General features: G+C 63.8%; 28 protein-coding genes. 24 read left to right on the plus strand and 4 right to left on the minus strand.

Going from position 1 to position 26,760, the window contains the following annotated elements:
* The first annotated feature begins 26 nt into the window (after positions 1–26).
* The 4 genes from OCL88_RS03775 to OCL88_RS03790 all read left to right on the plus strand — a co-directional run bounded on the left by OCL88_RS03775 (position 27) and on the right by OCL88_RS03790 (position 4,598).
* Positions 27–2,894 carry an FtsK/SpoIIIE family DNA translocase gene (locus OCL88_RS03775; RefSeq protein WP_264961674.1) on the plus strand — a complete coding sequence of 956 codons (2,868 nt, stop codon included), beginning with the start codon at positions 27–29 and terminating at the stop codon, positions 2,892–2,894.
* A 23-nt stretch (positions 2,895–2,917) separates the two neighbouring features.
* Complete coding sequence (pgsA, locus tag OCL88_RS03780) at positions 2,918–3,520, plus strand: CDP-diacylglycerol--glycerol-3-phosphate 3-phosphatidyltransferase (protein ID WP_031216628.1); 603 nt, start codon at positions 2,918–2,920, stop codon at positions 3,518–3,520.
* The gene (locus OCL88_RS03785) at positions 3,517–4,026 is read left to right on the plus strand and encodes a CinA family protein (RefSeq protein ID WP_264961675.1); all 510 of its coding nucleotides are present in this window, start codon (positions 3,517–3,519) and stop codon (positions 4,024–4,026) included. The genes pgsA and OCL88_RS03785 overlap by 4 nt, the downstream gene beginning before the upstream one ends.
* 137 nt (positions 4,027–4,163) lie before the next feature.
* Positions 4,164–4,598, plus strand: coding sequence for a helix-turn-helix domain-containing protein (locus OCL88_RS03790; RefSeq protein ID WP_021472656.1), 435 nt, complete (start codon positions 4,164–4,166; stop codon positions 4,596–4,598).
* Between the two features lie 85 nt (positions 4,599–4,683).
* Here the strand turns inward: OCL88_RS03790 and OCL88_RS03795 are convergent, their stop codons facing one another.
* A complete protein-coding gene (locus tag OCL88_RS03795) occupies positions 4,684–5,229 on the minus strand; it encodes a MarR family winged helix-turn-helix transcriptional regulator (protein ID WP_264961676.1) in 546 nt (181 codons plus the stop codon).
* 41 nt (positions 5,230–5,270) lie between these two features.
* Between OCL88_RS03795 and OCL88_RS03800 the strand changes: the two genes are divergently transcribed.
* From OCL88_RS03800 to dapF, 6 genes are all read left to right on the plus strand, one after another.
* Entirely contained in the window at positions 5,271–5,492 is a 222-nt protein-coding gene (locus OCL88_RS03800) for a DUF3046 domain-containing protein (protein WP_043426191.1), read from the plus strand.
* A gap of 256 nt (positions 5,493–5,748) precedes the next feature.
* Complete coding sequence (gene recA / locus OCL88_RS03805) at positions 5,749–6,789, plus strand: recombinase RecA (RefSeq protein ID WP_166184007.1); 1,041 nt, start codon at positions 5,749–5,751, stop codon at positions 6,787–6,789.
* Positions 6,779–7,321, plus strand: coding sequence for a regulatory protein RecX (locus OCL88_RS03810; protein WP_410868070.1), 543 nt, complete (start codon positions 6,779–6,781; stop codon positions 7,319–7,321). Before recA ends, OCL88_RS03810 begins: the two co-directional genes overlap by 11 nt.
* On the plus strand, positions 7,321–8,889 hold the full coding sequence (gene miaB / locus OCL88_RS03815; RefSeq protein ID WP_410868071.1) for a tRNA (N6-isopentenyl adenosine(37)-C2)-methylthiotransferase MiaB: 1,569 nt from the start codon (positions 7,321–7,323) through the stop codon (positions 8,887–8,889). Before OCL88_RS03810 ends, miaB begins: the two co-directional genes overlap by 1 nt.
* 14 nt (positions 8,890–8,903) lie before the next feature.
* Complete coding sequence (gene miaA / locus OCL88_RS03820; RefSeq protein ID WP_264961678.1) at positions 8,904–9,827, plus strand: tRNA (adenosine(37)-N6)-dimethylallyltransferase MiaA; 924 nt, start codon at positions 8,904–8,906, stop codon at positions 9,825–9,827.
* Positions 9,828–9,864: 37 nt separating this feature from the next.
* Positions 9,865–10,833 (plus strand): diaminopimelate epimerase, encoded by a 969-nt coding sequence (gene dapF, locus OCL88_RS03825; protein WP_264961679.1) that lies wholly within the window; start codon positions 9,865–9,867, stop codon positions 10,831–10,833.
* Here the strand turns inward: dapF and OCL88_RS03830 are convergent.
* Positions 10,814–11,428 carry a class I SAM-dependent methyltransferase gene (locus OCL88_RS03830; RefSeq protein WP_264961680.1) on the minus strand — a complete coding sequence of 205 codons (615 nt, stop codon included), beginning with the start codon at positions 11,426–11,428 and terminating at the stop codon, positions 10,814–10,816. The two genes, dapF and OCL88_RS03830, sit on opposite strands and share 20 nt — an antisense overlap.
* A gap of 550 nt (positions 11,429–11,978) precedes the next feature.
* On the opposite strand from OCL88_RS03830, the gene hflX reads away from it, so the two are divergent.
* Together hflX and OCL88_RS03840 are read left to right on the plus strand one after the other, a co-directional pair.
* Positions 11,979–13,541, plus strand: coding sequence for a GTPase HflX (hflX, locus tag OCL88_RS03835; protein WP_264961681.1), 1,563 nt, complete (start codon positions 11,979–11,981; stop codon positions 13,539–13,541).
* Positions 13,534–15,591: an ATP-dependent DNA helicase gene (locus tag OCL88_RS03840; protein ID WP_264961682.1), complete on the plus strand. Its 2,058-nt coding sequence runs from the start codon at positions 13,534–13,536 to the stop codon at positions 15,589–15,591. Before hflX ends, OCL88_RS03840 begins: the two co-directional genes overlap by 8 nt.
* Here the strand turns inward: OCL88_RS03840 and lexA are convergent.
* The gene (gene lexA / locus OCL88_RS03845) at positions 15,588–16,334 is read right to left on the minus strand and encodes a transcriptional repressor LexA (RefSeq protein ID WP_264961683.1); all 747 of its coding nucleotides are present in this window, start codon (positions 16,332–16,334) and stop codon (positions 15,588–15,590) included. The two genes, OCL88_RS03840 and lexA, sit on opposite strands and share 4 nt — an antisense overlap.
* A gap of 340 nt (positions 16,335–16,674) precedes the next feature.
* Here lexA and OCL88_RS03850 point away from each other — a divergent pair, with 340 nt between their 5' ends.
* The 8 genes from OCL88_RS03850 to OCL88_RS03885 all read left to right on the plus strand — a co-directional run bounded on the left by OCL88_RS03850 (position 16,675) and on the right by OCL88_RS03885 (position 22,845).
* Positions 16,675–17,031, plus strand: coding sequence for a LysM peptidoglycan-binding domain-containing protein (locus OCL88_RS03850; RefSeq protein ID WP_264961684.1), 357 nt, complete (start codon positions 16,675–16,677; stop codon positions 17,029–17,031).
* A gap of 78 nt (positions 17,032–17,109) precedes the next feature.
* A complete protein-coding gene (locus tag OCL88_RS03855; RefSeq protein WP_264961685.1) occupies positions 17,110–18,213 on the plus strand; it encodes a histidinol-phosphate transaminase in 1,104 nt (367 codons plus the stop codon).
* Between the two features lie 60 nt (positions 18,214–18,273).
* The gene (gene hisB / locus OCL88_RS03860) at positions 18,274–18,900 is read left to right on the plus strand and encodes an imidazoleglycerol-phosphate dehydratase HisB (RefSeq protein ID WP_264961686.1); all 627 of its coding nucleotides are present in this window, start codon (positions 18,274–18,276) and stop codon (positions 18,898–18,900) included.
* Entirely contained in the window at positions 18,897–19,661 is a 765-nt protein-coding gene (hisH, locus tag OCL88_RS03865) for an imidazole glycerol phosphate synthase subunit HisH (RefSeq protein ID WP_021474317.1), read from the plus strand. The genes hisB and hisH overlap by 4 nt, the downstream gene beginning before the upstream one ends.
* Complete coding sequence (locus tag OCL88_RS03870; RefSeq protein WP_021474316.1) at positions 19,662–19,820, plus strand: hypothetical protein; 159 nt, start codon at positions 19,662–19,664, stop codon at positions 19,818–19,820.
* A 30-nt stretch (positions 19,821–19,850) separates the two neighbouring features.
* Positions 19,851–20,594, plus strand: a complete 744-nt coding sequence (gene priA / locus OCL88_RS03875; protein WP_264961687.1) for a bifunctional 1-(5-phosphoribosyl)-5-((5-phosphoribosylamino)methylideneamino)imidazole-4-carboxamide isomerase/phosphoribosylanthranilate isomerase PriA — start codon at positions 19,851–19,853, stop codon at positions 20,592–20,594.
* Positions 20,594–21,481, plus strand: coding sequence for an SseB family protein (locus OCL88_RS03880; RefSeq protein WP_264961688.1), 888 nt, complete (start codon positions 20,594–20,596; stop codon positions 21,479–21,481). The genes priA and OCL88_RS03880 overlap by 1 nt, the downstream gene beginning before the upstream one ends.
* A 53-nt stretch (positions 21,482–21,534) precedes the next feature.
* A complete protein-coding gene (locus OCL88_RS03885) occupies positions 21,535–22,845 on the plus strand; it encodes an MFS transporter (protein ID WP_264961689.1) in 1,311 nt (436 codons plus the stop codon).
* Between the two features lie 127 nt (positions 22,846–22,972).
* Here the strand turns inward: OCL88_RS03885 and OCL88_RS03890 are convergent, their stop codons facing one another.
* Complete coding sequence (locus OCL88_RS03890) at positions 22,973–23,359, minus strand: DUF1844 domain-containing protein (RefSeq protein ID WP_031217149.1); 387 nt, start codon at positions 23,357–23,359, stop codon at positions 22,973–22,975.
* A gap of 363 nt (positions 23,360–23,722) precedes the next feature.
* On the opposite strand from OCL88_RS03890, the gene infC reads away from it, so the two are divergent.
* The 4 genes from infC to OCL88_RS03910 all read left to right on the plus strand — a co-directional run bounded on the left by infC (position 23,723) and on the right by OCL88_RS03910 (position 26,758).
* The gene (gene infC / locus OCL88_RS03895; protein WP_410868072.1) at positions 23,723–24,706 is read left to right on the plus strand and encodes a translation initiation factor IF-3; all 984 of its coding nucleotides are present in this window, start codon (positions 23,723–23,725) and stop codon (positions 24,704–24,706) included.
* A 118-nt stretch (positions 24,707–24,824) separates the two neighbouring features.
* Positions 24,825–25,019, plus strand: a complete 195-nt coding sequence (gene rpmI / locus OCL88_RS03900) for a 50S ribosomal protein L35 (RefSeq protein WP_021474310.1) — start codon at positions 24,825–24,827, stop codon at positions 25,017–25,019.
* Between the two features lie 120 nt (positions 25,020–25,139).
* On the plus strand, positions 25,140–25,820 hold the full coding sequence (gene rplT, locus OCL88_RS03905; RefSeq protein WP_166184027.1) for a 50S ribosomal protein L20: 681 nt from the start codon (positions 25,140–25,142) through the stop codon (positions 25,818–25,820).
* A 26-nt stretch (positions 25,821–25,846) separates the two neighbouring features.
* The gene (locus OCL88_RS03910; RefSeq protein ID WP_264961690.1) at positions 25,847–26,758 is read left to right on the plus strand and encodes a TrmH family RNA methyltransferase; all 912 of its coding nucleotides are present in this window, start codon (positions 25,847–25,849) and stop codon (positions 26,756–26,758) included.
* Positions 26,759–26,760: the final 2 nt, after the last annotated feature.

Genomic DNA, 26,760 nt, shown 5'->3' on the forward strand with positions numbered 1-26,760 from the left:
GGCCCCCTTGCGGTAGCGTGGCAGGTATGGCGACCCGTACCTCCTCCACGCCACGAGGCAGCTCAAGCAGTAAAACCGGTAGCGGCCGGGGCTCAGCTGCAACCAAATCCAGCGCGGCGGCCAAAAGCAGCCGCAGCGGATCCACGCGGACCAAACAGTCCGGCGTCGAACCCCAAGCGCCTTTCCCGGTCCGGATGCTGTCCGGTGCATGGCAGGGCATCGGACACGTGGTCGGCGCGGGAGTGCGCCGTATCGGTTCGGACGTCAGCGACCTTGACCCCGAGGACCGGCGGGACGGCGCTGCCCTGTTCAACCTGGTGCTGGGTATTGCTGTTGCGACCTTCGCGTGGTGGGGATGGACGGGCTGGTTGCCGGACATCGTCTACAGCGTGGTCAATGGCACGTTTGGCTGGATGTCCCTGCTCCTGCCGCTGATGCTCTTCATTTGCGCGTTCCGGCTTTTCCGGAAGCCGCAGGATGGCCGCGGAAACAACCGTGTGGGAATTGGTTTCCTGGTCATGACGCTGGCGGGATCGGCCTTGGCGCACGTCATCGGGGGACAGCCTTCCGTGGGCGAAGGATTTGACGGGCTCCGCCGCGCAGGCGGAATGGTCGGTTTCCTCGCTGCCTCACCACTGGCGGCCATCCACGTAGCCATACCTGTCCTCTTGTACAGCCTCCTCGCGTTTGTGTCGGTGCTGATTGTGACCGCCACTCCCTTCGGGGCCATTCCTGCCCGTATCCGCTCGGGTTACGAACACCTCATGGGCGTGGACCTGGAGGAAGCCCGGGCAAGCCAGGAAGCGCATGACCGCAGCTACCTCTACGGAGAAGGCAAGCCGGCCAAAGCCGGCAAGAAGAAGCGCACACGCCTCTTCGGCAAGGACCAGGAAGCAGATCCACACCTGGAAGGCTACGTGGGCGACGAGGCCTTCGAGCACGCCATCGTGGACGACGACGAATCTTCCGCCGATGCCGCCCCGCGCGTCCCGCCGGGCGTGCGGCGGCCTACCCAGGCCGAAATCGCCGTTGGAAAGATCAAAGCCGCACAGGGCCTGGCCGCTGCGCCGGGCGCGGGCTCCACCCCGGGTGCCGACAATCCCACCGAGGCCATCCCCGTGCTGAGTCCGGAGATGACAACTCCCGTGGCGCAGGTTCCGGCCAAGCCCGCCGGAGCCCCGCTGCCCCAAACTCCCATCCCGCAGCGCACGGAACAGTTGTCCTTGGCCGGAGATGTCACCTATACGCTTCCTGCCTCCGACTACCTCACGCCGGGGTCCATACCGAAGGAACGCACGGAAGCGAACGACGCCGTCGTTGCTGCCTTGACGGACACCCTGACCCAGTTCAATGTCGACGCCACGGTGACGGGCTTCAGCCGTGGACCCACGGTCACCCGGTACGAGATCGAACTGTCCCCGGGAACCAAGGTGGAGCGCGTTACGGCGCTGTCCAAGAACATCTCCTATGCCGTTGCTTCCAGTGATGTCCGTATCCTGAGCCCCATTCCGGGCAAGTCCGCCATCGGCATCGAAATCCCCAACACGGACCGCGAAACCGTGTCCCTGGGGGACGTTTTGCGGAGCCAGAACGCGCGGCGGACAGACCATCCCATGGTGATGGGTGTCGGCAAGGACGTCGAGGGTGGCTACGTCGTGGCCAACCTCGCCAAAATGCCCCACCTCCTGGTTGCCGGTGCCACCGGCGCCGGCAAGTCGAGTTTCGTGAACTCCATGATCACGTCAATCCTGATGCGTGCAACTCCCGATGAAGTCCGCATGGTCATGGTGGACCCCAAACGCGTGGAACTTACCGCCTATGAAGGCGTTCCCCACCTGATCACGCCCATCATCACCAACCCCAAGAAGGCTGCGGAGGCTTTGCAGTGGGTAGTGCGTGAAATGGATGCCCGCTATGACGACCTCGCGAATTACGGCTACAAGCACATCGACGACTTCAACAAGGCGGTCCGTGCGGGCAAGGTCACGCCACCGGTCGATTCCAAGCGGATCATCAAGCCCTACCCGTACCTGCTGGTGATCGTGGACGAACTCGCGGACCTCATGATGGTGGCACCGCGTGACGTCGAAGATTCGATCGTCCGCATTACGCAGTTGGCCCGTGCGGCCGGTATCCACTTGGTGCTGGCAACCCAGCGTCCTTCCGTGGACGTCGTCACCGGCCTCATCAAGGCCAACGTCCCGTCCCGAATGGCCTTTGCCACGTCCTCCGTCACCGACTCCCGCGTCGTGCTGGACCAGCCAGGTGCAGAGAAGCTGATCGGTCAAGGCGATGCCTTGTTCCTGCCCATGGGCGCTTCCAAGGCCATGCGTGTCCAAGGTGCCTGGGTATCCGAATCGGAAATCCACAAGGTGGTGGAACACGTCAAGGGACAGCTGCAGGCCGTCTATCGTGATGACGTTGCCGCCGAGGCTCCCAAAAAGCAGATTGACGATGACATCGGAGACGATCTCGAAGTCCTTCTGCAGGCCACGGAACTCGTGGTCACCACGCAGTTTGGTTCCACGTCCATGCTCCAGCGCAAGCTCCGCGTCGGATTCGCCAAGGCCGGACGCCTCATGGACCTCCTGGAGTCCCGCGGCGTCGTGGGCCCCTCCGAGGGCTCCAAGGCCCGGGACGTCCTGGTCAAGCCGGACGATCTCGCCGCCGTGCTGGCTGCCATGAAGGGCCAGGAGGCCCCTGCGGCTCCCGACGCCCAGACTGCCGCCCTGAGCGATAACGCCAACGCCAACATTGCGATCGGCGGCTATGCAGAGGACGTCGTTGCCGCAGACCTCGACAACCGCACCCAGGCGATCGATTATTTCGACGGGGCCGATGGTTCCGATGACGACGAAGGCGGCGAAGACGCTTGGTCGCTCACAGGCCGCTGACGTCCAGACGGTAGCCTAGAGAAGTGACTACAGCCGAGGGCGACAACGCCACGTCTAGGGGTTCCGAAGTGTGGAACCTGCCCAATATCCTCACCATGCTCCGCATCGTGCTGGTGCCCTTTTTCGTGTGGTTCCTGCTCGCGGACGATGGCCGGCACGGTCTCTGGCGGTGGGCCGCCGTCGTGGCTTTCGCTGTGGCGATCTATACCGACAAGCTCGACGGCGACATCGCCCGGGCGCGGGGCCTCATCACCAATTTCGGCAAGATCGCCGATCCCATTGCGGATAAATTGCTGATCGGTTCAGCGCTCGTCTTGCTCTCCGTCCTGGGGGAGCTGCCGTGGTGGGTGACCATCCTCATCCTGGTCAGGGAGTGGGGTATTACCGCGCTGCGGTTCTTCGTCATCAGGTACGGCGTGATGCCCGCTTCCCGCGGAGGCAAACTCAAGACGGTTGTGCAGACCGTGGCCATCTTCCTGTACACCATGCCCCTGAAAGCGATTGCCCCATGGCTCGTCGACGTCGCGTTCTGGGTGATGATGGCTGCGCTGGCCATCACGCTCTGGACCGGCGTCGAATATGTCATCCAGGCTCTCAAGCTTCGGGCCGCCGGGCGGAAAGCGTGAGCGCCGCCGTAGGTGCCGACGCAGCGGAAACCGCGACGGCGGCTGTCCGGCTGGCGCTCGAACGGCACCGGACAGTGGCCACGGCAGAGTCGCTGACGGCCGGAATGGTGGCCGCTGCCCTGGCGAATACTCCCGGCGCATCGGGGATGCTGCAGGGCGGTGTAGTCGCCTATCAGAACTCCGTGAAGGCGTCGGTCCTGGGCGTCCCGCAGGATCTCCTCGACGCCGTTGGATCCGTTGATGGAGACGTGGCGGCAGCAATGGCCACGGGAGCCCGTCGGGCCTGCGGGGCGGACATCGGCATTTCCACTACCGGAGTCGCAGGGCCGGACGCCCATGACGGCAAGGCCGTGGGGACGGTCTTCATCGGAATCGCCACGGAATCCGGATCGAGGGCGTTTGAATACTCGTTCCGGGGGGACAGGCAATCCATTAGGAACCAAGCTTGTGCTGCGGCGTTGGCGAGGCTGCTTGGCGGGTTGGAAGGGGATGGTTACCGTTCGTAAAGTAGTCGGGAACAAAAACTGATTGCCAATAGTTGTGTCATTGTGTCGCTTCGAAATGGTCGGGGCGCCTAGGATGTAGAAACCAACCCGGTCCGCCAACCAGCGAACCGGAAGAACGAGGGAGCAAGGCGATACAGATGGTAAAGCAGCCCGTATCCGTGAACGGCGTTGTCCGCTGGAAGGATGTGGGCTTGGCTGATCAGGCACAGAGCGAACAGAAGGAGCGCAAAATGGTCGTACTACGCCACGAAATCGGTGATGTACTGCGCGATGTCCGCCAGCGTCAGGGCCGCACCCTCCGCGAGGTCTCGCACAGCGCCCGCGTTTCACTCGGATACTTGAGTGAAGTTGAACGCGGCCAAAAGGAAGCTTCGTCCGAGCTCCTGTCTTCTATCTGCACCGCACTGGACGTACCGTTGTCCAGCATGCTGCGCGAAGTGAGCGACCGCGTCGCAGTTGCAGAGGGAGTTGCGGTACCGGACACGGTTCCGCAGGAATTCTCCCAGCGTTACGGTCGGGATCTCGATCTCACCGACGACTTCGGCCAGGGCATGCTGTCCGGAGCGCGGTAACCGTCCCCTAGTACGTCGAAGGTCCCCAGCCACTGGCTGGGGACCTTTCGCGTTGGTGGCACGGGTAGCGGTTCCGCCGGATCTGCTATTGCGCTGCGTCCCCGGGGTCTTTGGCAGTGCCGTCTCTAGCTGGGGCCTCCTTGATCAGCCCCTCTCCGTACACGGCGTTGAGCCTTTCCATGTATTCGGCGAGGGTCCGCACGTCCTCCAGCGGCCATGTCCCCAGGCGTTCGCGGAAAGCCTGCCGGCGGGCGTCCTGCACCTGGTGCATCTTCTCTTCGCCCTTGTCCGTCAATCGGATGGACTGGGCCCTGCCATCCTGCGGATCTGCCTCTTTATAGACAAGCCCGAGGCTCTCCAGGAAGGCGATTTGGCGGCTCACGGAAGGCTTGCCGACACCCACGCAGGAGGCCAGGTCTGTCAGGCGGATGGGGCCCTCGCGGCGGATGATGGTCAGCAGTCCATAGGCGGCGGGTTCCATGTCCGGATGGACCTGGCGGGAAAGCTGGTGTGAGATGGAACGGGCGCGGCGCCAGAGCAAGCTCAGCTGGTGCTCAACCTGCTGAAGGGCATCATCCACTTCGTCGCGTTGGACGGCGGTGGCCGGTGCATGGGGGAGAGGATTGCTCATGGCAACCATTCTAGGGTCCGGCAACATGAGAGACTCTATCCGTGAGGGCAAGTGATTTCTGGCGGTTGATGGACGACGAATTCGGGGCGGGATATTCCCGGGTGCTTGCCGGATCCCTGGTGCTGGCCGGAGTTGGCGGCCGCACCGCTACGGACGCCCTTGCCTCGGGTTTCGACCCCCGCGATGTTTGGCTGGCAGTTTGCGACGTGCAGGACGTGCCGCCCGAGCGCAGGCTTGGCAGGGACATCAAACCCACCGGTTAGGCGTAACCCAGTCCTGCTGATCGATGCCGGGTCGGGACACGCCGTCGCGTTGTTCGAATATCTGTTCGGATTTGGATATGCTCCTGTGAGAGGAAAATTGATCCTGAAGGACGCATTCCACGCTCCGGCGGCCCTTGTTTTCCACATAGGCCAAGCGGGCAGCTAAAAATGTCAGAGCGCCGCACTAGCGTCAGACGTGACAGGAAAGCGGCCGTTCAGGCCACTCCACAGCGAGAAAGCATCAGAGGTGTGAACCATGGCGGCAACCCCGGATCGTGAGAAGGCGCTCGAGGCAGCGCTTGCCCAGATCGACAAGCAGTTCGGCAAAGGCTCCATCATGCGCCTGGGTGATGACACCCGCGCTCCGATCGAGGTCATTCCCACCGGTTCCATTGCCCTGGACGTGGCGCTTGGCATCGGCGGGCTCCCGCGCGGCAGGGTCGTGGAAATCTATGGACCGGAGTCTTCCGGTAAGACCACCGTCGCCCTGCATGCTGTAGCCAATGCACAGCGTAACGGCGGCATCGCGGCCTTCATTGACGCCGAACACGCCCTGGATCCCGATTACGCCGCGAAGCTTGGCGTAGACACGGACGCCCTGCTGGTTTCACAGCCGGACACCGGTGAACAGGCGCTGGAAATCATGGACATGCTGGTGGGCTCCGGCTCGCTGGACATCATCGTCATTGACTCCGTGGCTGCGCTGGTTCCCCGCGCTGAAATCGAGGGCGAGATGGGCGATTCCCACGTTGGCCTCCAGGCGCGCCTCATGAGCCAGGCCCTTCGAAAGATCACCGGTCGCTTGAGCCAGACCAAGACCACCGCGATCTTCATCAACCAGCTCCGTGAGAAGATCGGCGTCTTCTTCGGATCGCCGGAAACCACCACCGGTGGTAAGGCACTGAAGTTCTATGCCTCAGTGCGTATCGACGTCCGCCGCATCCAGACGCTGAAGGAAGGCGCCGATTCCGTCGGTAACCGGACCAAGGCAAAGATCGTCAAGAACAAGATGGCTCCGCCCTTCAAGGTTGCCGAGTTCGACATCATCTACGGCCAGGGGATCTCGCGCGAAGGCGGCATCATCGACATGGGCGTGGAACACGGAATCATCAAGAAGTCGGGATCCTGGTTCACCTACGACGGCGATCAGCTCGGTCAGGGCATGGAGAACTCACGCCGCTTCCTGCGAGACAACCCTGAGCTTGCCCAAGAGCTGGAACGCCTCATCAAGGAAAAGCTTGGCGTCGGCGTGAAGCCCGAAGAGGAATCGCCCAAGCTGAAGGCCGTTGACGGTTAGGAACGGGCCGGATCCGGATTCGCCGGTTGCTGCCGATCCGGAACCGGACCCGGAATCTGTGGCGCGCGCCATCGTTTTGAGGCAATTGACGATGGCGCCGCGGAGCCGGCTCCAACTGGCACGGAAGCTTGCCGAACGTAAAGTGCCTGAGCACGTTGCCGAGGCTGTTCTCGATCGCTTTGAGGAAGTCCAGCTCATCGACGACGCTGAGTTCGCCCGCATGTGGGTACGAAGCCGATCGCAGACCAAGAAGCTCGCCAAGGGCGCCCTGCGACGGGAACTGGCTGACAAAGGCATCGAACTCGAAGATGCCGAGGAAGCCTTGGCCCAGGTCTCGGACAAGGACGAGGAACTTGCAGCGCGCGAGCTTGTCCAGCGGAAGTTGAGGCCGGGCATGGATTTGACCGACCGGGCTGAGCGGGACAAGTACACACGCCGGTTGGCCTCCATGCTCGCGCGCAAGGGCTATTCCCCTTCACTGGCCTTCAGTATCGTCGGTGAGGTGCTGGCAGAAGCCGGTACCCTTGAGTAGTGAGTTTGACCATTCCATCCCCTGCACAAGATTCCACGCAGCCTTCCCTGGTACCTGGGTCGCTTCAGGAGGCTGCACCCTCCGTGGAGCCCAGGACGTACCAGGTCCGGACCTTCGGTTGCCAGATGAACGTCCATGATTCCGAGCGCATGTCCGGTCTCTTGGAAGAAGCCGGCTATGTTCCGGCGGACGGGGAGTTTGCCGACGTCATCGTGTTCAACACCTGCGCGGTGCGGGAGAATGCGGACAACAAGCTCTACGGAAACCTGGGACAACTCCGCCAGGTCAAGGCAGCCAACCCCGGAATGCAGATCGCGGTGGGTGGATGCCTGGCCCAGAAGGATCGGGAAACCATTGTGCGCAAAGCACCGTGGGTGGACGCCGTTTTTGGTACGCACAATGTGGGCGCCCTTCCCGCCCTCCTGAACAGGGCACGGCACAACAACGAAGCCCAGCTTGAAATCCTCGAGTCCCTGGATGTGTTCCCGTCCACGCTTCCCACCAAGCGTGATTCCGTGTACTCGGGATGGGTTTCCATCTCGGTCGGATGCAACAACACCTGCACGTTTTGCATCGTGCCTTCACTCCGCGGCAAAGAGAAGGACCGCCGCCCCGGCGAGATCCTTGCCGAAATCCAGGCACTGGTTGACGACGGCGCCGTGGAAGTAACTCTTCTCGGCCAAAACGTGAACTCCTACGGCGTGGAATTCGGTGACCGCCAGGCGTTCTCAAAGCTGTTGCGTGCATGCGGCCAGATCGCAGGGCTGGAACGCGTCCGTTTCACGAGTCCCCACCCCGCCGCCTTCACTGATGACGTTATTGAGGCCATGGCGGAGACACCCAACGTCATGCCACAGCTGCACATGCCGCTCCAGTCCGGCTCCGACAAGGTCCTTAAGGACATGAGGCGCTCGTACCGTTCCAGCAGGTTCCTGGGCATCCTGGACAAGGTCAGGGACCGGATTCCGCAAGCAGCCATCTCCACGGACATCATCGTGGGTTTCCCGGGTGAGACGGAAGAAGATTTCCAGGCCACCCTGGACGTCGTGGAGAAGTCCCGCTTCGCGTCGGCCTTCACCTTCCAGTACTCCAAGCGTCCGGGAACCCCCGCTGCCGAGTTGCCCGAACAGCTCCCCAAAGCCGTGGTCCAGGAACGTTACGAGCGCTTGACCGCGCTTCAGGACCGCATTGCAGCCGAGGAGAATGCCAAGCAGCTTGGCAGGCAGGTCGAGGTCCTGGTGACCGCCCAGTCGGGCCGGAAAGCAGGGGAGACGCACCGCCTGTCCGGCCGTGCCAAAGACCAACGCTTGGTGCACTTCTCCGTCCCGGAGGGCGCAGAAGCACCCCGTCCCGGCGATTTCGTCAAAGTCACTATTACTGAGGCCGCGGCATTCCACTTGGTTGCGGACCCTGCCGGACCCGAGGGTTACATCCTGCGCCGGTCCAGGGCAGGCGACGCTTGGGACCGTTCGCAGGCCGAGTCCTGCGGTGTACCGGCGCCAGGTACCGGTTCCGGAAAGGCCGGTGTTTCGCTGGGCATGCCCGCCATTCCGGCCCGTCGGGCCTAGCCAGGGGTAGATCCATGTCCGTCGTTGGCAGTAATGTGCCGTCTTTTCCTGTCATCGCCGTCGTGGGCCCCACAGGTTCGGGCAAGTCGGACCTGGGGGTGGAACTTGCCTTGGCCCTCGACGGGGAGGTCATTAATGCAGATGCCCTCCAGTTCTACCGGGGCATGGACATCGGCACGGCCAAAATCACGGTGGAAGAACGCAAAGGCGTTCGCCACCACCTGCTGGACACCATGGAAGTGACTGAAGAAGCCAGCGTGGCCGACTTCCAGCAGGAATGCAGGGCTGCCATTCGTGACATCCGGCACCGGGGAAAGCAGCCGATCATGGTTGGCGGCTCCGGTCTCTACGTGCGTGCGGCCTTGGACGTCCTGGAGTTCCCGGGTACCGATCCGGAGCTGCGCAAGCGTCTGGAGGGCGAATACGAAGCACGGGGACTCATGCCATTACGGGAACGGCTTCAGGCAGTGGATCCGGACTCGGCCGCTCGGCTGGGGGATGCCCGGCGCGTCATCAGGGCACTGGAAGTATATGAACTGACAGGCCGGCCCTTCAGTTCCTTCATGCCGCAACGCCAGTACTTCCAGCCGGCACTCCAGATCGGGCTTTCCGTGGATCGGGAAGAGTTGCGGGAGCGCTTGGCAGCGCGGGTCCACCGGATGGTTGATGCTGGGCTCCTGGAGGAAGTGGAACGCCTTGACGCTGCCGGATTGAGGCGGGGGAAGACCGCTTCCCGCGCGCTGGGCTACGCACAGTTCTTGAAAGTGCTCGACGGCGACTGGAGCGTTGCAGAGGCGGCAGAGGCCACGATCATCGCTACCCGGCAATTTGCGCGTCGCCAGCTCACATGGTTCCGCGCCGATCCCCGGATCAGCTGGCTTGACTGGAAGGACACGGATCTGGTGGCCAAAGCTGTGGCCCTTGCGGAGGCAGGATAATTTCTGGCCGTCCACCCGTGGCAGGTAGCCTAGTCCCATGGATCAGACCCCCGCAGTTTCCGCCCGGCAGTCCGCCGCTGCCGAGCTCCCCATGACCGCCGCCAGCCTGTCAGGTGTGGCGTTTTCGAAGGGCCATGGCACGGGAAACGACTTTGTGCTGATCGCCGATCCCGGTGCTGTCCACGACATCACCCCGGAACAGGTGGCCGCCCTGTGCGACAGGCACCGCGGCATCGGTGGGGACGGGCTGATCCGCGCTGTTCCTTCACGCGACCTTCCCGAAGGCCGGGCGCTGCTGGAGCAGGACGCTTCCGCTGAATGGTTCATGGACTACCGCAATGGGGACGGTTCCCTGTCCGAGATGTGCGGCAACGGAGTGCGTGTATTTGTGCACTTCCTCATAGACCAGGGTTTGGTGGACCTGGGACCGGGTGAGGCACTGACTATCGGTACCCGCGGCGGGATCAAGAAGATCGCGCGCTCGGACAATGGCTACGCAGTGGATATGGGTCCGTGGGAGTTCGTTTTCCCGACCGAGGCCACGTCGAAGGCCATGGATGCGCTGGTCAGCGCCGATGGCCTGGAAGTAGCCCGACCGGGACTCTCGGTGAGCATGGGCAATCCGCATACAGTGGTCGCTTTGGCGGAGCTTAGCGAGCTCGCCGCAACGCAGCTTTTCAAGGCCCCGGTGGTTGACCCCAAGCCGGCCAACGGGACCAACGTCGAATTCGTGGTTCCGGCAGAGCCGCTGGTTCACGATGGCTTCGGCACCATCACCATGAGGGTGCACGAGCGTGGTGTGGGCGAAACCCAGTCATGCGGCACCGGAGCGTGCGCGGCCGCCGTCGCCATCCGTCACTGGGCCGGGAACACGGCACCGAACGCTTGGCACGTCAATGTGCCGGGCGGCGTGGTTGACGTGAAGTTCTTCCCGGGCGGGGACGGCCGCGAGCGCGTCGAGCTCAGCGGCCCCGCGGTTATTGTGGCTAGCGGGACGCTCGCCTGACCCTGAGGATCCTAAAGGACTTGGACGTGCTTTCCCGGGACACCGCAAAGGAATCGTCCAGTTCGCCGGCCAGCCAGCGCTGCAGGGAATCCGAGCCAAGGTTCTTTTGAACCACGAGCCACGCGTTGCCGCCCGGCGCCAACCGCGGAAGCCAGGTCAGCAGGAGCCGGTGCAGTTCATCCTTGCCGATGCGGATCGGCGGGTTGGACCAGATGGTGTCGAATTCGACGTCGGCCGGCACGTCCTCCGGCAGGCTCGCCTTGACGTTCCCGAGGCCAAGCGATGCAGCGTTCTCGTTGGTCAGCGCGATGCAGCGCTCATTGACGTCAACCGCATGCACCTGGGCCGACGGCGACTTCAGGGCCATGGTCAGCGCGATGGGACCCCAACCGCAGCCAATATCCAGCAGGTTCCCCTGCGGCGAAGGATCCGGCACTTCGCCCAGGAGGACAGCGGTTCCTTTGTCGATGCCGTCCGGACTGAAGATGCCTGTGGAGGTCTGCAGATGCCTGGGTGCGCCTGCAAGTTCCACGGTGAGGGGCTTGCGGGTAAACGGTCCGGCCGGTTGGGCGCTGAAATAGTGTGCAGACTCCATAATTTGCCAGATTAGTTGGCGTTGGGCGGCATGGGAAACTGTGGTGCCTGGGCCCAAGCCAGACGTTGCCCCTGCCGTCGCCTCCACCGTGGCCGGGCCAATTTGACACGGCTGATAGTCTTGGAGGCATGTTCTTGATCTTTGAGTAGCCTGCCGAATATCCGGCAGAACAGCCCGCCAATCATCGGCACCGCCCCGCGACGTTCGCCTGCGTACACATGACACGCATGGCCATTCCGCCCGGCGGGTTTCACGGCCCTCGGAAGATCACTTCAACTCCGCTTTCCAGCGCTCCAGTGTCGCCTTTCCGGTTCCTCCGGACGGGTGCGGGATGTCCACGCCGGGTAAGCCGGAGTATCAGGCTTTCTTCACACGGACCTGACGGACCCTCCACCGCGGACCACCACAGAGTCGGGCAGCACCCTTATCCGCTGCCATACGAACCAACAGGAGGCCCTTTTTGGCCCAGGCCCGTCAGCCCAGCGCGAATACTCACGCGAAAGACACCAATCAGCATTATTCTGGAATTGCCGAACAGTCTAAGGAGACCATGACCACCCAGAAGCACTCCGGATCCGATTCCGACGCCCAGGACATGAGTCCTGAAGAAATCCAGGCCGTCATCGACCGGATTCTGTCCAAGGATGTACCCGCAGGGGCATCCGGGGATACCGACGCCAAAGGCGTCCTTGGCAAGGCCCAGGCAATCTCCGCGCTTGAGGAAGAGCACAGCGTTTACGACGGCGAGCAGGAAGACCTGGCCGAGCGTCGGGCACTGCGCCGAACAGCAGGCCTTTCAACCGAACTCGAAGACGTCACCGAAGTTGAATACCGGCAGTTGCGCCTCGAACGGGTGGTCCTCGCCGGACTGTGGACCGAAGGCACCTTGGCTGACGCCGAGAACTCGCTCCGTGAGCTGGCTGCGCTGGCAGAGACGGCAGGTTCGGAAGTCCTCGACGGAATCGTCCAACGCCGCACCAAGCCGGACCCCGGGACGTTTCTCGGCTCCGGAAAAGCCCAGGAACTGAAAGCTATTGTGGCGGCAACGGGCGCGGACACCGTTGTGGTGGACACCGAGCTCTCCCCATCACAGCGCCGAGGCCTTGAAGACATCGTGAAGGTCAAAGTAGTGGACCGCACGACGCTGATCCTGGATATCTTCGCCCAGCACGCCAAGAGCCGTGAAGGCAAGGCACAGGTGGAGCTTGCCCAGCTGGAATACCTGCTCCCGCGGCTTCGTGGCTGGGGCGAATCGATGTCCCGCCAGGCCGGTGGCCAGGTGGGTGGCGCCGGGGCCGGTATGGGCTCCCGTGGCCCCGGTGAAACCAAGATCGAACTTGATCGCCGCCGGATCCGGACCCGCATGGCGAAGTTGCGGCGGGAAATCGCCGCGATGAAGCCGGCGCGCGAGACCAAGCGCGCCAACCGCCGTCGTAATTCCGTGCCGTCGGTAGCAATTGCCGGCTACACGAACGCCGGCAAGTCCTCGCTGCTCAACCGCCTGACAGACGCCGGCGTCCTGGTGGAGAACGCACTGTTCGCCACGCTTGACCCCACTGTGCGGAAGGCGCAGACCCCGGACGGCATCGGGTACACCTTGGCGGACACCGTTGGGTTCGTCCGTTCCCTCCCGACGCAGTTGGTGGAAGCGTTCCGTTCCACGCTGGAAGAAGTGGCGGACGCGGACCTGATCCTGCACGTCGTCGACGCATCGCACCCGGACCCTGAAGGCCAGATCGCTGCAGTCCGGGCCGTCTTCAGCGAGGTTGATGCCCGCAAGGTTCCGGAAATCATTGTCCTTAACAAGGTGGACGTGGCGGATCCGTTCGTAGTGGAGCGCCTGAAGCAGAAGGAGCCACGCCACGCGGTTGTCTCCACCCGCACGGGGCAGGGGATCCAGGAGCTCCTGGAAACCATCAGCCAGGCCATTCCGCGCCCGGGAGTCCGGTTGGAGCTGCTCATCCCGTATGAGCGCGGCGAACTGATCAACAGGCTGCACAGCCCCGATGCCGATATCCTCAGCATCGAACACGAGGAAAGCGGTACGCGGGTGGTGGCGATGGTCCACGAAGGCTTGGCCGCCGAGTTGGAGTCATTCGTCACCAATGGTTGAGCAGGTGGCGGCGGAGACCGCTGAATCGGCAGGGGAGAGGTTTACCCTCGAACTGCTGGAGAAGGCTGTTGCCGGTTTGGGTGGCCAGAGCCGCCCCGGGCAGCAGGAAATGGCAAAGCATGTGACCCGGGCCATCGAGTCCGGCGAACATCTGCTGGTCCAGGCAGGGACGGGCACAGGTAAGTCGCTGGCCTACCTGATCCCGTTGATTGCCCATTCCATGGACAGCAACAAGCCGACGCTGGTTTCCACCGCCACTTTGGCACTCCAGACCCAGATCGTGGGCAGGGATCTGCCCCGCCTGCTGGAGACCATCACTCCCGCCTTGGAGCGCCCGGTCAACGTGGCGCTCGTCAAAGGACGGGCGAACTACGTTTGCCTGCAGAAGCTCGAAGGAGGCTTCCCCAGCGAGGAACCCTCCGAGGGGCAGCTTTTCTCGCTCGGAGAGGACACCAGCGTGCCGCACTTTGCGGCCTCGGTGGGCGGGGCGTCGTCGCAGTTGGGCAAGGAAGTCCTTCGGCTGCGGGAGTGGGCCGGCAAGACGGCCACAGGCGACCGGGATGAGCTCATGCCCGGCGTTACGGACAGGGCGTGGAGACAGGTTTCGGTCACGTCCATGGAATGCCTGGGGGCGCAGAAGTGTCCCCTCGCCGAGGAGTGCTTCAGCGAGTTGGCACGGGCCAAGGCCGCGGAAGCGGACGTCGTGGTCACCAACCACGCGATGCTTGCCGTCAGTGCTTTCGAGGGCCTGGCCGTGCTGCCCGAGTATGACGTCGTGGTGGTCGATGAGGCCCATGAACTGCAGGACCGGGTTACCGGAGCGGTATCCGGGCAGCTATCGGTGGCCATGGTCCACGCCGCTGCGTCCAGTGCCCGCAAGCACACAGCCATTACCGTCGACGCCTTGAATGCCGCTGCGGATCGCCTGGATCTGGCGCTGGTGGGGGTTCCCAGCGGCTTGCAGCCGAACGGCTTGAACGACGAGCTGCTCGACTGCCTCGACCAGCTGCGGGACGCCACGCGCGCCGCGCTGTCCGATTCCAAAACGGACTCCTCCAACGCCGTCGACGGCGGACGGCAGCTTGCGCGGTCGCGCCTGATGCTCATCCTGGAACTCTGCGAGAGGCTGCTCACGGCGAAGGAAAACCGGGAGGTGGTCTGGTTCTCCAGGAACGCTGCTTTCGATCCGCAGCAGGGCTACTCCCAGCCCGATGACTCCGCACCTGCGCTCATCAACGTCGCACCGCTGAGCGTCGCAGGGCGTCTCCGTGAAGGACTGTTTGCCGATCACATAGTCGTGTTGACCTCCGCTACGCTTGCCATCGGTTCGGCCTTCGAACCGGCCGCCGGCGGATTGGGACTGGTGGGGGACGGCGCGCCCAGCTGGACGGGGCTGGACGTCGGGTCCCCCTTCGACTACCCCAAGCAGGGTGTTTTGTATGTCGCCCAGCACTTGCCGAAGCCGGGCAGGGGCACGTCGCCGGAAGCCCTGGACGAACTCGAAGACCTCATTCGGGCATCCGGTGGGGGAGCGCTGTGCCTTTTCTCCTCGCGGCGCGCGGCGGAAGAGGCGGCTGATGCCATGCGGTCGCGTTTGGACGTGGACATCCTGTGCCAGGGCGAATCCACCATGGCGGCGCTTGTGAAGCAATTCTCCGATGAACCGGACACCTGTCTCTTCGGCACGATGTCCCTGTGGCAGGGGGTGGATGTTCCGGGTGGTTCCTGCCGCCTCGTTGTCATCGACCGCATCCCCTTCCCGCGGCCGGACGATCCGCTCATGACCGCACGCTCCCGGGCGGTGGCACAGTCCGGTGGTAACGGATTCATGGCGGTCTCAGCAACGCATGCGGCCATTCGGTTGGCGCAGGGCGCCGGGCGCCTCATCCGGTCGACAGGGGACAAAGGCGTGGTTGCCGTTCTCGACTCCCGGCTCTCCACGGAAAGGTACGGCGGCTTCCTGCGTGCCGCACTCCCGCCATTCTGGACGACGACGGACCGCAAGGTAGTGCAGGGAGCTTTGGGGCGGTTGGCGAAGCAGGACCCTTAGAGGGAGCGCAGCACCGAAACGACCTTGCCCATGATGGTGGCCTGATCGCCGAGGATGGGTTCGTACTGCGTGTTTTGGGGGAGCAGCCAGGTGTGCCCGTCGCGCTGGCGGAAGGTCTTAACGGTCGCTTCGTCATCAAGCAGGGCGGCCACGATGTCGCCGTTGACGGCGTCGTTCTGACGGCGGACCACCACCCAGTCGCCGTCGCAGATCGCGGCATCGATCATCGAGTCACCCGCGACTTTGAGCATGAACAGTTCGCCGTGGCCAACCAATTGCCGGGGGAGCGGGACGACGTCCTCCACGGATTGATCGGCGAGGATCGGGCCGCCGGCCGCGATCCGTCCTACCAAGGGCACCATGGCGGTGTCACTGGCAGTCGCCAGCGAGGTGACATCCAAACCGCCGCTGCTGAGCAGTGTGCCGGGAGCCTCCACCCCGGGAATGCCGGCGCCGCTGTCCAACGTCAGGGGCATGAGGACCTCCATGGCACGCGGACGCCTGGGATCACGGCGGAGGTAACCAAGCTTCTCAAGCTGGGATAGCTGATGGGTAACACTGGAGAGGCTGGCGAGGCCTACGGTATCCCCGATCTCGCGCATGCTGGGTGGATACCCGTTGTCATTGACCGACCGCTGGATGGTCTCGAGGATTTTCTTCTGCCGGACGGTGGGGCTCTTGGGGGCTTTGGGGGCCTGTTGGCTGCGCAGGGATGCCCTGCCTCCTGTGGCTTTTGCTGCCATGTTCGCCAATGCCCTTCCGTTCCGCCCGGGCCTGGTCCATTGATGCCCGAAGATGCCGGGCCCAAAAATGTCAGACCCTCCTGATGCACTGAATCTGTGCCTGTTTCTTCACTCAAACGTAGGTCAGGCACGGGCGTTTATCAAACATTTGTTCTAGCGAGTCTCGACACCATTCGTTGATAAGTGCTAAAAATGTCATAGCAAGGTTCGAATATGTGTTCTATAAACCGTTGCCGATGTTCGAAGGATGTTCGAACGCCGGGGCGGGTGCACACAGAGAATTGGCAAGTCTGTGCGGTTCACCGCCGGCGCAGGCAATCCTTCAGGAGGGCTCAGGCTCATGTCCGCTGTTACGTTCCACGATTTCCGCTCCATCCCCGCCCCCGCGCGCATTAAGCTGACGCGGCGCGGCAGGATGGTCTTCTTCGGCATTCCCGCAATGCTCCTGGTTGCCGCGCTCCTCAGCCTGGCGGGCTTCCTCAACTCGCCGGCAAAGGCATCGGACAGCCAGGCGCAGCTTCAGCCTCCTGTCGCAGTGAGTGTGACGGTTCAGCCGGGTCAGTCCCTCTGGGGAATCGCGGGAGCTGCTGCGCCCCAACGGGACCCCCGCGACGTGATTGCGGAAATCATCGAGCTCAATGATCTCCGCGGAGGCCGGATCCAGCCCGGCCAGCAGCTGTTCGTCCCTGCCGGCTAGCCCACCGGAAAGGTTTCCAAGGACCGGGCTCGGTGTCACAGTTACAGGGCACTTCGGCCGGACCCTTAAACTGTTGTAGTGACTGACCAGCTTGAGCGACTCGACCGACTTCCCCTCCGGACCAACCTGCGTGGACTGAGCCCCTATGGCGCTCCGCAGCTTGATGTCCCGATTTTGCTCAACGTGAACGAAAACACCCATGGTGTTCCTGCCGATGTTCAGGCGGCCATCACCGAAGCCGTCGCGGCGGCGGCCACCGGGCTGAATCGCTACCCGGACCGTGAATTCACCGAACTCCGGGAAGCGCTGGCAGAGTACCTCGGCCATGGACTTACTCCCGGTAACATCTGGGCGGCCAACGGCTCAAACGAAGTTTTGCAGCAAATACTCCAGGCCTTCGGGGGCCCGGGCCGTAAAGCGTTGGGCTTCCCGCCCACGTATTCCATGTATCCGTTGCTTGCCAGCGGAACCGATACTGAATACGTCCGCGGTGTCCGGGCGGATGACTACGGTCTGGATGCAGCCTCAGCGGCCAGGCAGGTCGCCGAAACCGGCGCCAACATCGTCTTCCTTTGCTCCCCGAACAACCCGACGGGTACCGGCCTTGGACTGGACGTCGTGGAGGCTGTCTATGAAGCGGGTGAATCCAGCCAGGCAATCGTGATCGTGGACGAGGCTTATCACGAGTTCGCCCACGACAACACCCCGAGCGCCTTGACCCTGTTGCCCGGGAGGGAGCGCTTGATCGTCTCCCGGACCATGAGCAAGGCTTTCGCTCTTGCCGGAGCCCGGTTGGGTTACATGGCGGCTGCTCCCGAGGTGACCGATGCGATCAGGCTTGTCCGCTTGCCCTACCACCTCTCTGCCGTCACGCAGGCTACGGCCCTCGCCGCTCTGCGTCACCGTGAAGCCCTGATGGCCGACGTCGAGGATATTAAGGTGCAGCGGGACCGGATCGTCACAGAGCTCCTTCGAATGGGCCTCAAGCCCGCGGCGTCGGACTCCAACTACGTGTTCTTCGGCGGCTTGGAGAACCCGCACGAGGTATGGCAGGGCTTGCTTGATGCCGGCGTGCTGATCCGGGACGTCGGTATCCCCGGCCACCTGCGCGTCACGGCCGGGACCGAGGCGGAAACCACGGCCTTCCTGGAAGCGCTGGAGTCCTTTCTGGAATCCAAGTAGTCCCTGGCCCAACTAGACTTGTCCATAGATCCACCCCTCTGTTTGAAGGACGTTCCCCCCATGAGCGAAACCGGTTCAACGCCGTCCGCTGCCCGTACCGCGCGCATGGAGCGCACCACCAGCGAATCCTCCGTGCTGGTGGAGATCAACCTCGACGGCTCCGGCGTCTCCGATATCAGCACGTCGGTGCCGTTCTACGACCACATGCTGACGGCGTTGTGCAAGCACTCGCTCATCGACATGACCGTGAAGGCTACGGGCGATACCCACATCGATGCCCACCACACGGTGGAAGACGTGGCCATCACTTTCGGAGAGGTCCTGCGCACGGCCTTGGGCAACAAGGCCGGAATCCGTCGTTTCGGCGAAGCCACCGTTCCCCTCGATGAAGCGCTGGCGCACGCGGTCGTGGATGTATCCGGCAGGCCCTACCTCGTCCACGGCGGCGAACCGGCAGGGCAGGAATACCACTTGATCGGCGGACACTTCACTGGATCCCTGACACGTCACGTCTTCGAGGCAATCACTCTCCACGCCGGCATCTGCCTCCACATGAGCGTCCTGGCCGGTCGGGATCCCCACCACATCGTGGAGGCCCAGTTCAAGGCCTTCGCCCGCGCGCTGCGTGCCGCTGTTGAGTCCGATCCGCGCGTGGAGGGCATACCCTCCACGAAGGGAGCACTATGAGCAACCAGATCCTCAAGGACGGAGCCGTAGCCGATGCATCGGCTACGGCCAAGCCGGAGTCTCCCGAGGGCAAGCCGACAGTTACCGTACTGGACTACGGTTCCGGCAACGTGCGCTCGGCCGTGCGTGCACTCGAACGCGCCGGAGCGCATGTGATCCTCAGCTCCAAGCCGGAAGATGTCCTTAATGCCGACGGTCTGGTGGTCCCCGGTGTGGGTGCCTTCGAAACCGTCATGAAGGAATTGAAAGCCGTTGACGGTATCCGCATGATCGGCCGTCGTGTGGCCGGCGGACGTCCCGTGCTGGGCATTTGCGTTGGCCTCCAGGTCCTGTTCGAGGCAGGAGTGGAGCACGGCACCGAATCCGAAGGCATGGGCGAGTGGCCGGGCAAAGTAGAACTCCTCCCGGCCCCGGTTGTTCCCCACATGGGATGGAACACTGTGGACGTGCCGGAGGGGTCCAGGCTTTTTGACGGCGTGGAAGGCGAACGTTTCTACTTCGTCCATTCCTACGGCGTCCAGGAATGGAACTTCGACGTCGTCCAGCCGCGGATGGCACCACCGAAGGTGACGTGGGCCGAACACGGTGCCCGCTTCATTGCCGCCGTGGAGAACGGGCCGCTGTGCGCTACGCAGTTCCACCCTGAGAAGTCCGGTGACGCCGGGGCACGGTTGCTGCGCAACTGGGTGGACGGCCTGAGGAAGCCACAGGCCGAAAGCACCGCGCCCGCGGGCAGCGACGGATCCGAAGGCGCCGCCTGAATGTGGTCCGTAGTCCTCATGGGCCTGGCCGGGCTTCTGGTGGGTGGCGGCATTTCCTTCCACCAACAGAAGAAGCCCCGCTGGGTTTCCATATCTTTCTACGTGCTGGCCGGGATGTCCCTGCTCGCTGCGTATCTCCTGACGCTCCCCGGTAAATAAGCCGCGCTCCCACCAACATCAAGGACACTCATGACTTCCTCCGCCCAGCCTGTACTGGAACTCCTGCCCGCCGTCGACATCGTCGACGGCCAGGCGGTCCGCCTCCTCCAAGGCGAAGCAGGATCCGAAACCAGTTACGGAACGCCGCTGGAAGCTGCCCTGAACTGGCAGGAAGCCGGCGCCGAATGGGTTCACATGGTGGACCTGGATGCCGCGTTCGGCCGCGGGAACAACGCCGACCTCATCAGCGAGGTTGTCTCGCAGTTGACGGTCAAGGTGGAACTGTCCGGCGGCCTGCGTGACGACGACTCGCTGGAACGGGCACTCGGCCTCGGTGTGGCCCGGGTCAACCTCGGCACGGCCGCCCTTGAGAACCCGGAGTGGACCCGCCGCGCCATTGAGCGTTTCGGCGACAAGATCGCCGTCGGACTCGATGTCCGCGGAACCACCCTTGCAGGACGCGGCTGGACCAAAGAGGGCGGCGACCTCTGGGAGGTGCTGGGCCGGCTGGAAGATGCCGGCTGCGCGCGCTACGTGGTGACTGATGTGACCAAGGACGGCACCTTGCAGGGCCCCAACGTTGACCTTCTGCGCCAGATGGTGGAAAAGACCGGCAAACCGGTGGTTGCCTCGGGCGGCATTTCTAGCTTGGAGGACCTCCGGGTCCTCCGTGAATTGGTCCCGCTCGGCGTTGAGGGCGCGATCGTGGGTAAGGCTCTGTACGCCGGCGCCTTCACCCTGCCCGAAGCCCTGGATGTTGCCGGGCGCCGCTGATGCCGGACAACCAAGCACCCCGACGCGAACTGCCGGGCCACATCGCCGCGGCACTGGCAGGTGCCGGGGGAGCGACTGATTCCGCAGGGCGACCGTGGGCCGGGCGCAGCCTGAGCGGGGACGCCGCGAGAATCCACAACTTCGAGGATGACGACGGATCCGCCGACGCCGGCTATCTTGCCGCTCTCCGGTCCCTTCTTGACGGTTCGGGCAGCGAGGCCGCCGTCGTTGCATCCCTCGCGACCGCGAGGGTCTTCGTTCCGGTGGTCGCCACGCTCGCCGAGGAAGCTGAAGGGGTGGATGGCCTCCACGCCGACAAGCAGGCCGACATGGCGTTGGTAACCCTCAAAGCACCGGACGGGCGAACGGCAATGCCCGTGTTCACCTCGTCGGCCGCGCTCGAGAAGTGGCACGCGGGGGCACGGCCGGTAGCCGTCTACGCTGCCCGTGCTGCCCTTTCCGCAGTTTCCGAGGACGCCCAGTTGCTGGTCCTGGATCCCGGGTCGGAGTTCACGTTCGTGGTCCGCCGTCCGGCCGTGTGGGCGTTGGCACAGCAGCGGGACTGGACGCCGTCGTACCAGGATGATCAACTGGAGTCGGCTCTCGCTTCTTCTGCGGCGGCTTTCCCGGCTGTCCGGGGCTTGGAGACCCGGCCCGGTGCCGGGGTCGCCTCATTCACGGCGGACGGACGCCAGGTTGCCGGCGGCGGTGCCGGCCCCGAACTTCGCGTCGTGCTGTACCTCGAGGACGGACTTGACGCAGCGGCCGTGCAGTCCTTGGTGGCCGGATTGAACGAAGCGTGGGCCAACCTGGAGTCATTCGCCGAAGGCGTCGATTCCATCGAAGTCAAACTGCAGCGCGCGGCGCAGAAGCCCGGGCTGCACTAACGGCACTACCCGTTCTCCGGGGACTGCCCCGGGGGAACACGAGGAACCAAGCTGTGAACTTTGCTCTCTACAAAGAGATGCTGGCCAACCGCCCTGTGCGGAGGCTCCTGCTGGTAGGGATGATTGCCCGCATCCCGCACTCGGCAGCAGGCGTGCTGTTGACGCTTCACATCGTCCTCACGTTGGGCCAGGGCTACGCGGCTGCGGGCGCTGCCGCGGCGATCATGACCATCGGCATCGCCCTGGGTGCACCGTGGCGTGGACGCCGCGTGGACATGGTGGGCCTTCGCAAAGCCCTGATCCCTTCGATCGTTTCCGAAGCTGTCATCTGGTCGCTGGTGCCGCACGTGTCCTACGCCTGGCTGTTGCCCCTGGTGTTTGTCGGAGGCCTTTTCACTTTGCCGATCTTCAGTGTGGTTCGGCAGTCGCTGGGCGTCATGGTGGACGGCGAACAGCGCAGGGGAGCGTTCGCCCTGGATTCCATCGCCACGGAATTGGTGTTCATGATTGGCCCCGCGGTGGGTGCCGTCATCGCCACCAGCGGCTTTTCGGCCCTGGGCCTGACCGCGGTAGGCCTGTCCGTCTCAGCCGCGGGACTGTTCCTGATCTGGTTCAACCCGCCCACCCGCAGCGACACGGCATGTAGTCCTGAGGAGTCGGCGGAGCGTGCGGCTGATGAGCTTTCCGCGGCCGAGGCGGCAATGGTTGCTTCGGCGCCCGGCCACGTCCAGGAGGCTGCATCGGAGATGGCCCCCGCGGTGTCCCGAACCGCTGGACTTCGGAGCCGGGTTGCGCGGAACTTCGCGTGGTTCACAGTTTCCGTGGCGGCACTCTTCGCCGTAGCTGCCGGCGCCGGGATGGTCCTGAGTGGTTCGGATGTCAGCATCGTCGGCCTTTTGGAACGCGGCGGCCACGAGAACCAGATCGGCATTGTCTTCTTCTTCTGGTGCGCGGCCTCCGTTGTTGGCGGGCTGGTGTACGGCGCCATGAACCGCCCCATTCCGCCCATGCTCCTGCTGCTGGGGATGGCGGCGTTGACCATTCCCATGGGCTTCGCCACGGACACGTGGTCGCTGGCACTCCTGGCTATCCTGCCGGGTCTGCTGTGTGCTCCGGTGTTGTCTGCGTCATCGGAAAAGGTGGCCGACCTCGTGGACGAGGAGCGGCGCGGCGAGGCCATGGGCTGGTACGGCTCCGCACTGACCGGTGGTGTTGCCTTGGGCGCGCCAATGGCGGGTATCTTCATTGACACTGTCGGCCCAGGGGGTGGTTTCGCCGCCGTCGGAATCGGCGGTGTTGTGCTCTGCCTGACCGGCCTGCTGCTCCTGTCCCTGCGGCGGCGCGCCGCCCGCGTTCCGCGTTGAGCGGCTGCCGGAAGGACGCTTCCGAAGGTTCAGCGTTTCCCGATCACAGCGCGGTCGGGTTAACGACGACGGCGACTCCACCTTGCGAGGTGGGGTCGCCGTCGTCGTGATCAACCTTGTGATGGAGTCAGTTCACCGGTCCGGTGAACTTTTCGCCCGGGCCCTTGCCCGGGGCATCGGGGATGAGGGAAGCCTCACGGAAGGCCAATTGAAGGGAACGCAGGCCGTCACGCAACGGTCCGGCATGCTGGGATCCGATCTCGGGAGCGGCCGCGGTCACGAGCCCGGCAAGGGCGGTGATGAGCTTACGTGCTTCATCGAGGTCCTTGAGGTCTTCGGCATGTGGATCATCGGCCAGGCCCACCTTCACGGCGGCTGCGCTCATGAGGTGTACCGCGCCTGTGGTGATGACCTCCACCGCGGGGACCTCGGCGATGTCTCGGATCTGCTGGGAAACACCGGCGGCGGCGTCGCTGCCGAAGGAGTTCCGGGAATTGCTGTCTTCAGTGCTCATACTGGTAAGCTTGTCACAGACCGACTGGAAGTCGTTATTCAGCATGAGTCCTCCCGCCGCGTGAATGTGCGCTTGGCGGGTTATTTCTGTAGAATTGATTTTCAGTTTGCAAGCGGAGTTCTCTCCCACCCGCGTCAGCCGTTTTCCTTCGGGAACCAGAGGTTGCCGGGTACCTGGTCGGACATTTCCGGGCGATGCCCTGAAATGCGTAGCCCCCCTTACGTGGGGACTGCTCCCGATCTTCGAGGCCTTCGATTGCACCGGCAATTGGAGGCCTTCTCTTTTTGCCGGCGAACTCACCACAACCACAGGAGCTTTAACATTAGCGAGCCAAGAATCAATGAGCGTATCCGCGTCCCCGAGGTGCGGCTGGTCGGCCCTGCCGGCGAACAGGTAGGAATTGTCCGTATCGAGGACGCCCTGCGTCTGGCTGCGGAGTCCGATCTCGATCTCGTTGAAGTTGCCCCGCAGGCTAAGCCCCCTGTTTGCAAGTTGATGGACTTCGGCAAGTACAAGTACGAGGCCGCAGTCAAGGCGCGCGAGGCCCGCAAGAACCAGACCAACACGGTTCTCAAGGAAATCCGTTTCCGCCTGAAGATCGACAAGCACGACTACGAAACCAAGCGTGGGCACGCCCTCCGCTTCCTCGGTGCCGGAGACAAGGTCAAGGCCATGATCCAGTTCCGTGGCCGCGAGCAGCAGCGTCCCGAGATGGGCATCCGCCTCCTGCAGCGCTTCGCTGAAGACGTTGCCGAGGTCGGCGTTGTGGAGTCCAGCCCGCGCATCGATGGCCGCAACATGGTCATGGTGATTGGTCCGCTGAAGAACAAGGCCGAAGCCAAGGCAGAAGCGCGGCGCGCTGCCCAGCGTGCCGAGGCCAAGGCCCAGAACGAAGCCAAGGCGGCTGCCCGCGTGGATACCTCCGGCGGCCAGGCTCCGATGACCCAGTCCCTCGGAGACCTTCTGCCCGAAGGCCTCCGGTCGGCCGGCGAAGAGCCGGTGCAGGAAACCGAAGCTCCGGTAGTTGAGGCTCCGGCAGTTGAGGAAGCCGCCCCGGCTGTGGCCGAGGAAGCTCCCGCAGCTGAAGCCCCGGTCGAGGAAGCCCCTGCGGTAGAAGCACCTGCAGTGGAAGCCCCGGTTGAGGAAGCCGCCCCGGCTGTGACCGAGGAAGCTCCCGCAGCTGAGGCCCCGGCCCAGGAAGCACCCAAGCCGGCTGTTCCGGCGGCGCCGAAGCCTGCCGTTCCGGCAGCGCCGAAGCCGATGGCCAAGCCTGCAGCTCCGAAGCCGGCAGCACGCCCGGCGGCTCCCAAGGCCACGCCGAAGCCTGCATCACGCAAGACCAACTAGTTCGACGCCCTGGGAGCTTTGCTTCCAAGGGCAAGCAACCAGCACGCCGGCCCTCGTAGGCCGGCTGCACGAAAGAACTGCGGATACTGTCCGCGGAGACGTAAGGAGATCGGTTCCCATGCCGAAGATGAAGACCCACAGCGGTGCTAAGAAGCGCTTCAAGCTGACCGGTACCGGCAAGCTGAAGCGCCAGCAGGCCAACCGCCGCCACTACCTTGAGCACAAGGCTTCCACGCTGACCCGTCGCCTTGCCGGCGACAAGATCGTCTTCAAGGGCGATGCCAAGGTCATCAAAAAGATGCTCGGCGTCTAAGTTCCAAGTTCTTCGGCGACTGCCAACCGGCAGTTGCCAACTACACCAAAAGCCTTCTCAGGCCCGCCGGGATTTCCGGTAGTAGCAGCTTGGGATAAAGATTTCTGAAGGAGTACGCACGTGGCACGTGTGAAGCGGGCGGTCAACGCCCACAAGAAGCGCCGGGTTGTCCTCGAACGCGCCAAGGGTTACCGCGGTCAGCGTTCGCGCCTTTACCGTAAGGCAAAAGAGCAGCTGCTGCACTCGTTTGTTTACAGCTATGGCGACCGCCGCAAGCGCAAGGGTGACTTCCGTCGCCTCTGGATCCAGCGCATCAACGCTGCATCCCGCGCCAACGGCCTCACCTACAACCGCCTGATCCAGGGCCTCAAGGCCGCTGAGGTTGAGGTTGACCGCCGCATGCTGGCAGAACTTGCCGTCTCCGATGCCAACGCTTTCACCGCTCTGGTGAACGTTGCCAAGGCTGCACTGCCGTCCGATACCTCCGCTCCGGCCGCCAAGGCTGAAGTTGCTGCTCCCAAGGCAGCCAAGGTTGCTCCGGCCGCCGCTACCGCTACGGCTGTCAAGGCTGTTGTTTCCGAGAAGCCGGCCATCGACGGCGCTGTTGCTGCCGTTGACGGCGAAGGTGCTCCGGAAGGCTACGCCATCAAGGGCAACGCCGAGTCCAAGAAGTACCACGTTCCGGGTTCCACCTGGTACGAGAACACCGCTGCAGAGTACTGGTTCTCCACCGTTGAAGCTGCAAAGGCTGCAGGCTTTGAGCCTGCCGGTGGCGAAGCACGCCAGCAGATCAAGAACTAGTCGCAACTGCCACTAAAGTTCTTTATATGAACGAAACCGGGCGCCCGCAAGATTTTCCGATGACCAACCCCCGAGCCGATCGGGTGAAGGACGTTGCGAAGCTTGCCGGGCGCCCGGCGCGTTTAAAGCGCAAGAGATTCCTCGCAGAGGGGCCCCAGGCCGTACGGGAGGCTCTGACCCTGCACCGTGAGCGGCTCGCCTCAGGGGGCGACGCCGTCGTCCATGAGGTCTTTGCCAGCGAAGCGTGCCTGGACCGGCTGCCAGAACTTGCCGATCTTGCCAAAGGCACCCTGCTTCGCCTCGCGAGCGATGAGGTCCTGTCCGCCATGACGGACACCGTAAACCCCCAGGGGATCGTTGCGGTGTGCAGCTTCGTGGACGTGCCCCTCGAGGAAGTGCTCGACGCCGGCCCACGCCTCCTCGCCGTGATGTGCCAGGTGCGGGACCCCGGCAATGCCGGCACAGTACTGCGCGCAGCAGACGCTGCGGGGGCCGACGCGGTGATCCTCACGGGATCAAGCGTGGACATCTACAATCCCAAGGCCGTCCGGTCCACCGCGGGGTCTTTGTTCCACCTCCCGGTGGTGCTTGGCGCTGACGTGGAGCAATTGGTGGCCTTGTGCAAGGCCCGGGGGATCGGCATCCTGGCCGCTGATGGATACGGCACCGTCAACCTGGACAAGCTGCAGGATGAGAACGCAGCCCGTCGCCTGGGCAACACCGACGTAGCATCCGACTACGCCTTGGAAGCCCCCACCGCCTGGCTCTTCGGGAATGAGGCACAGGGACTGTCCGACGCCGAGCTGGCCTTGGCTGACCACAGGGTTGCTGTGCCTGTCTACGGGGCGGCAGAGAGCTTGAACCTGGGTACTGCAGCTACCGTCTGCCTCTACGCCAGCGCCCGCTCCCAGCAAGGTGCCGGCGTTCGGAGGCCCTAAGG

It is taken from the genome of Paenarthrobacter sp. PAE-2 (assembly GCF_026013155.1).
GTDB lineage: Bacteria > Actinomycetota > Actinomycetes > Actinomycetales > Micrococcaceae > Arthrobacter > Arthrobacter ureafaciens.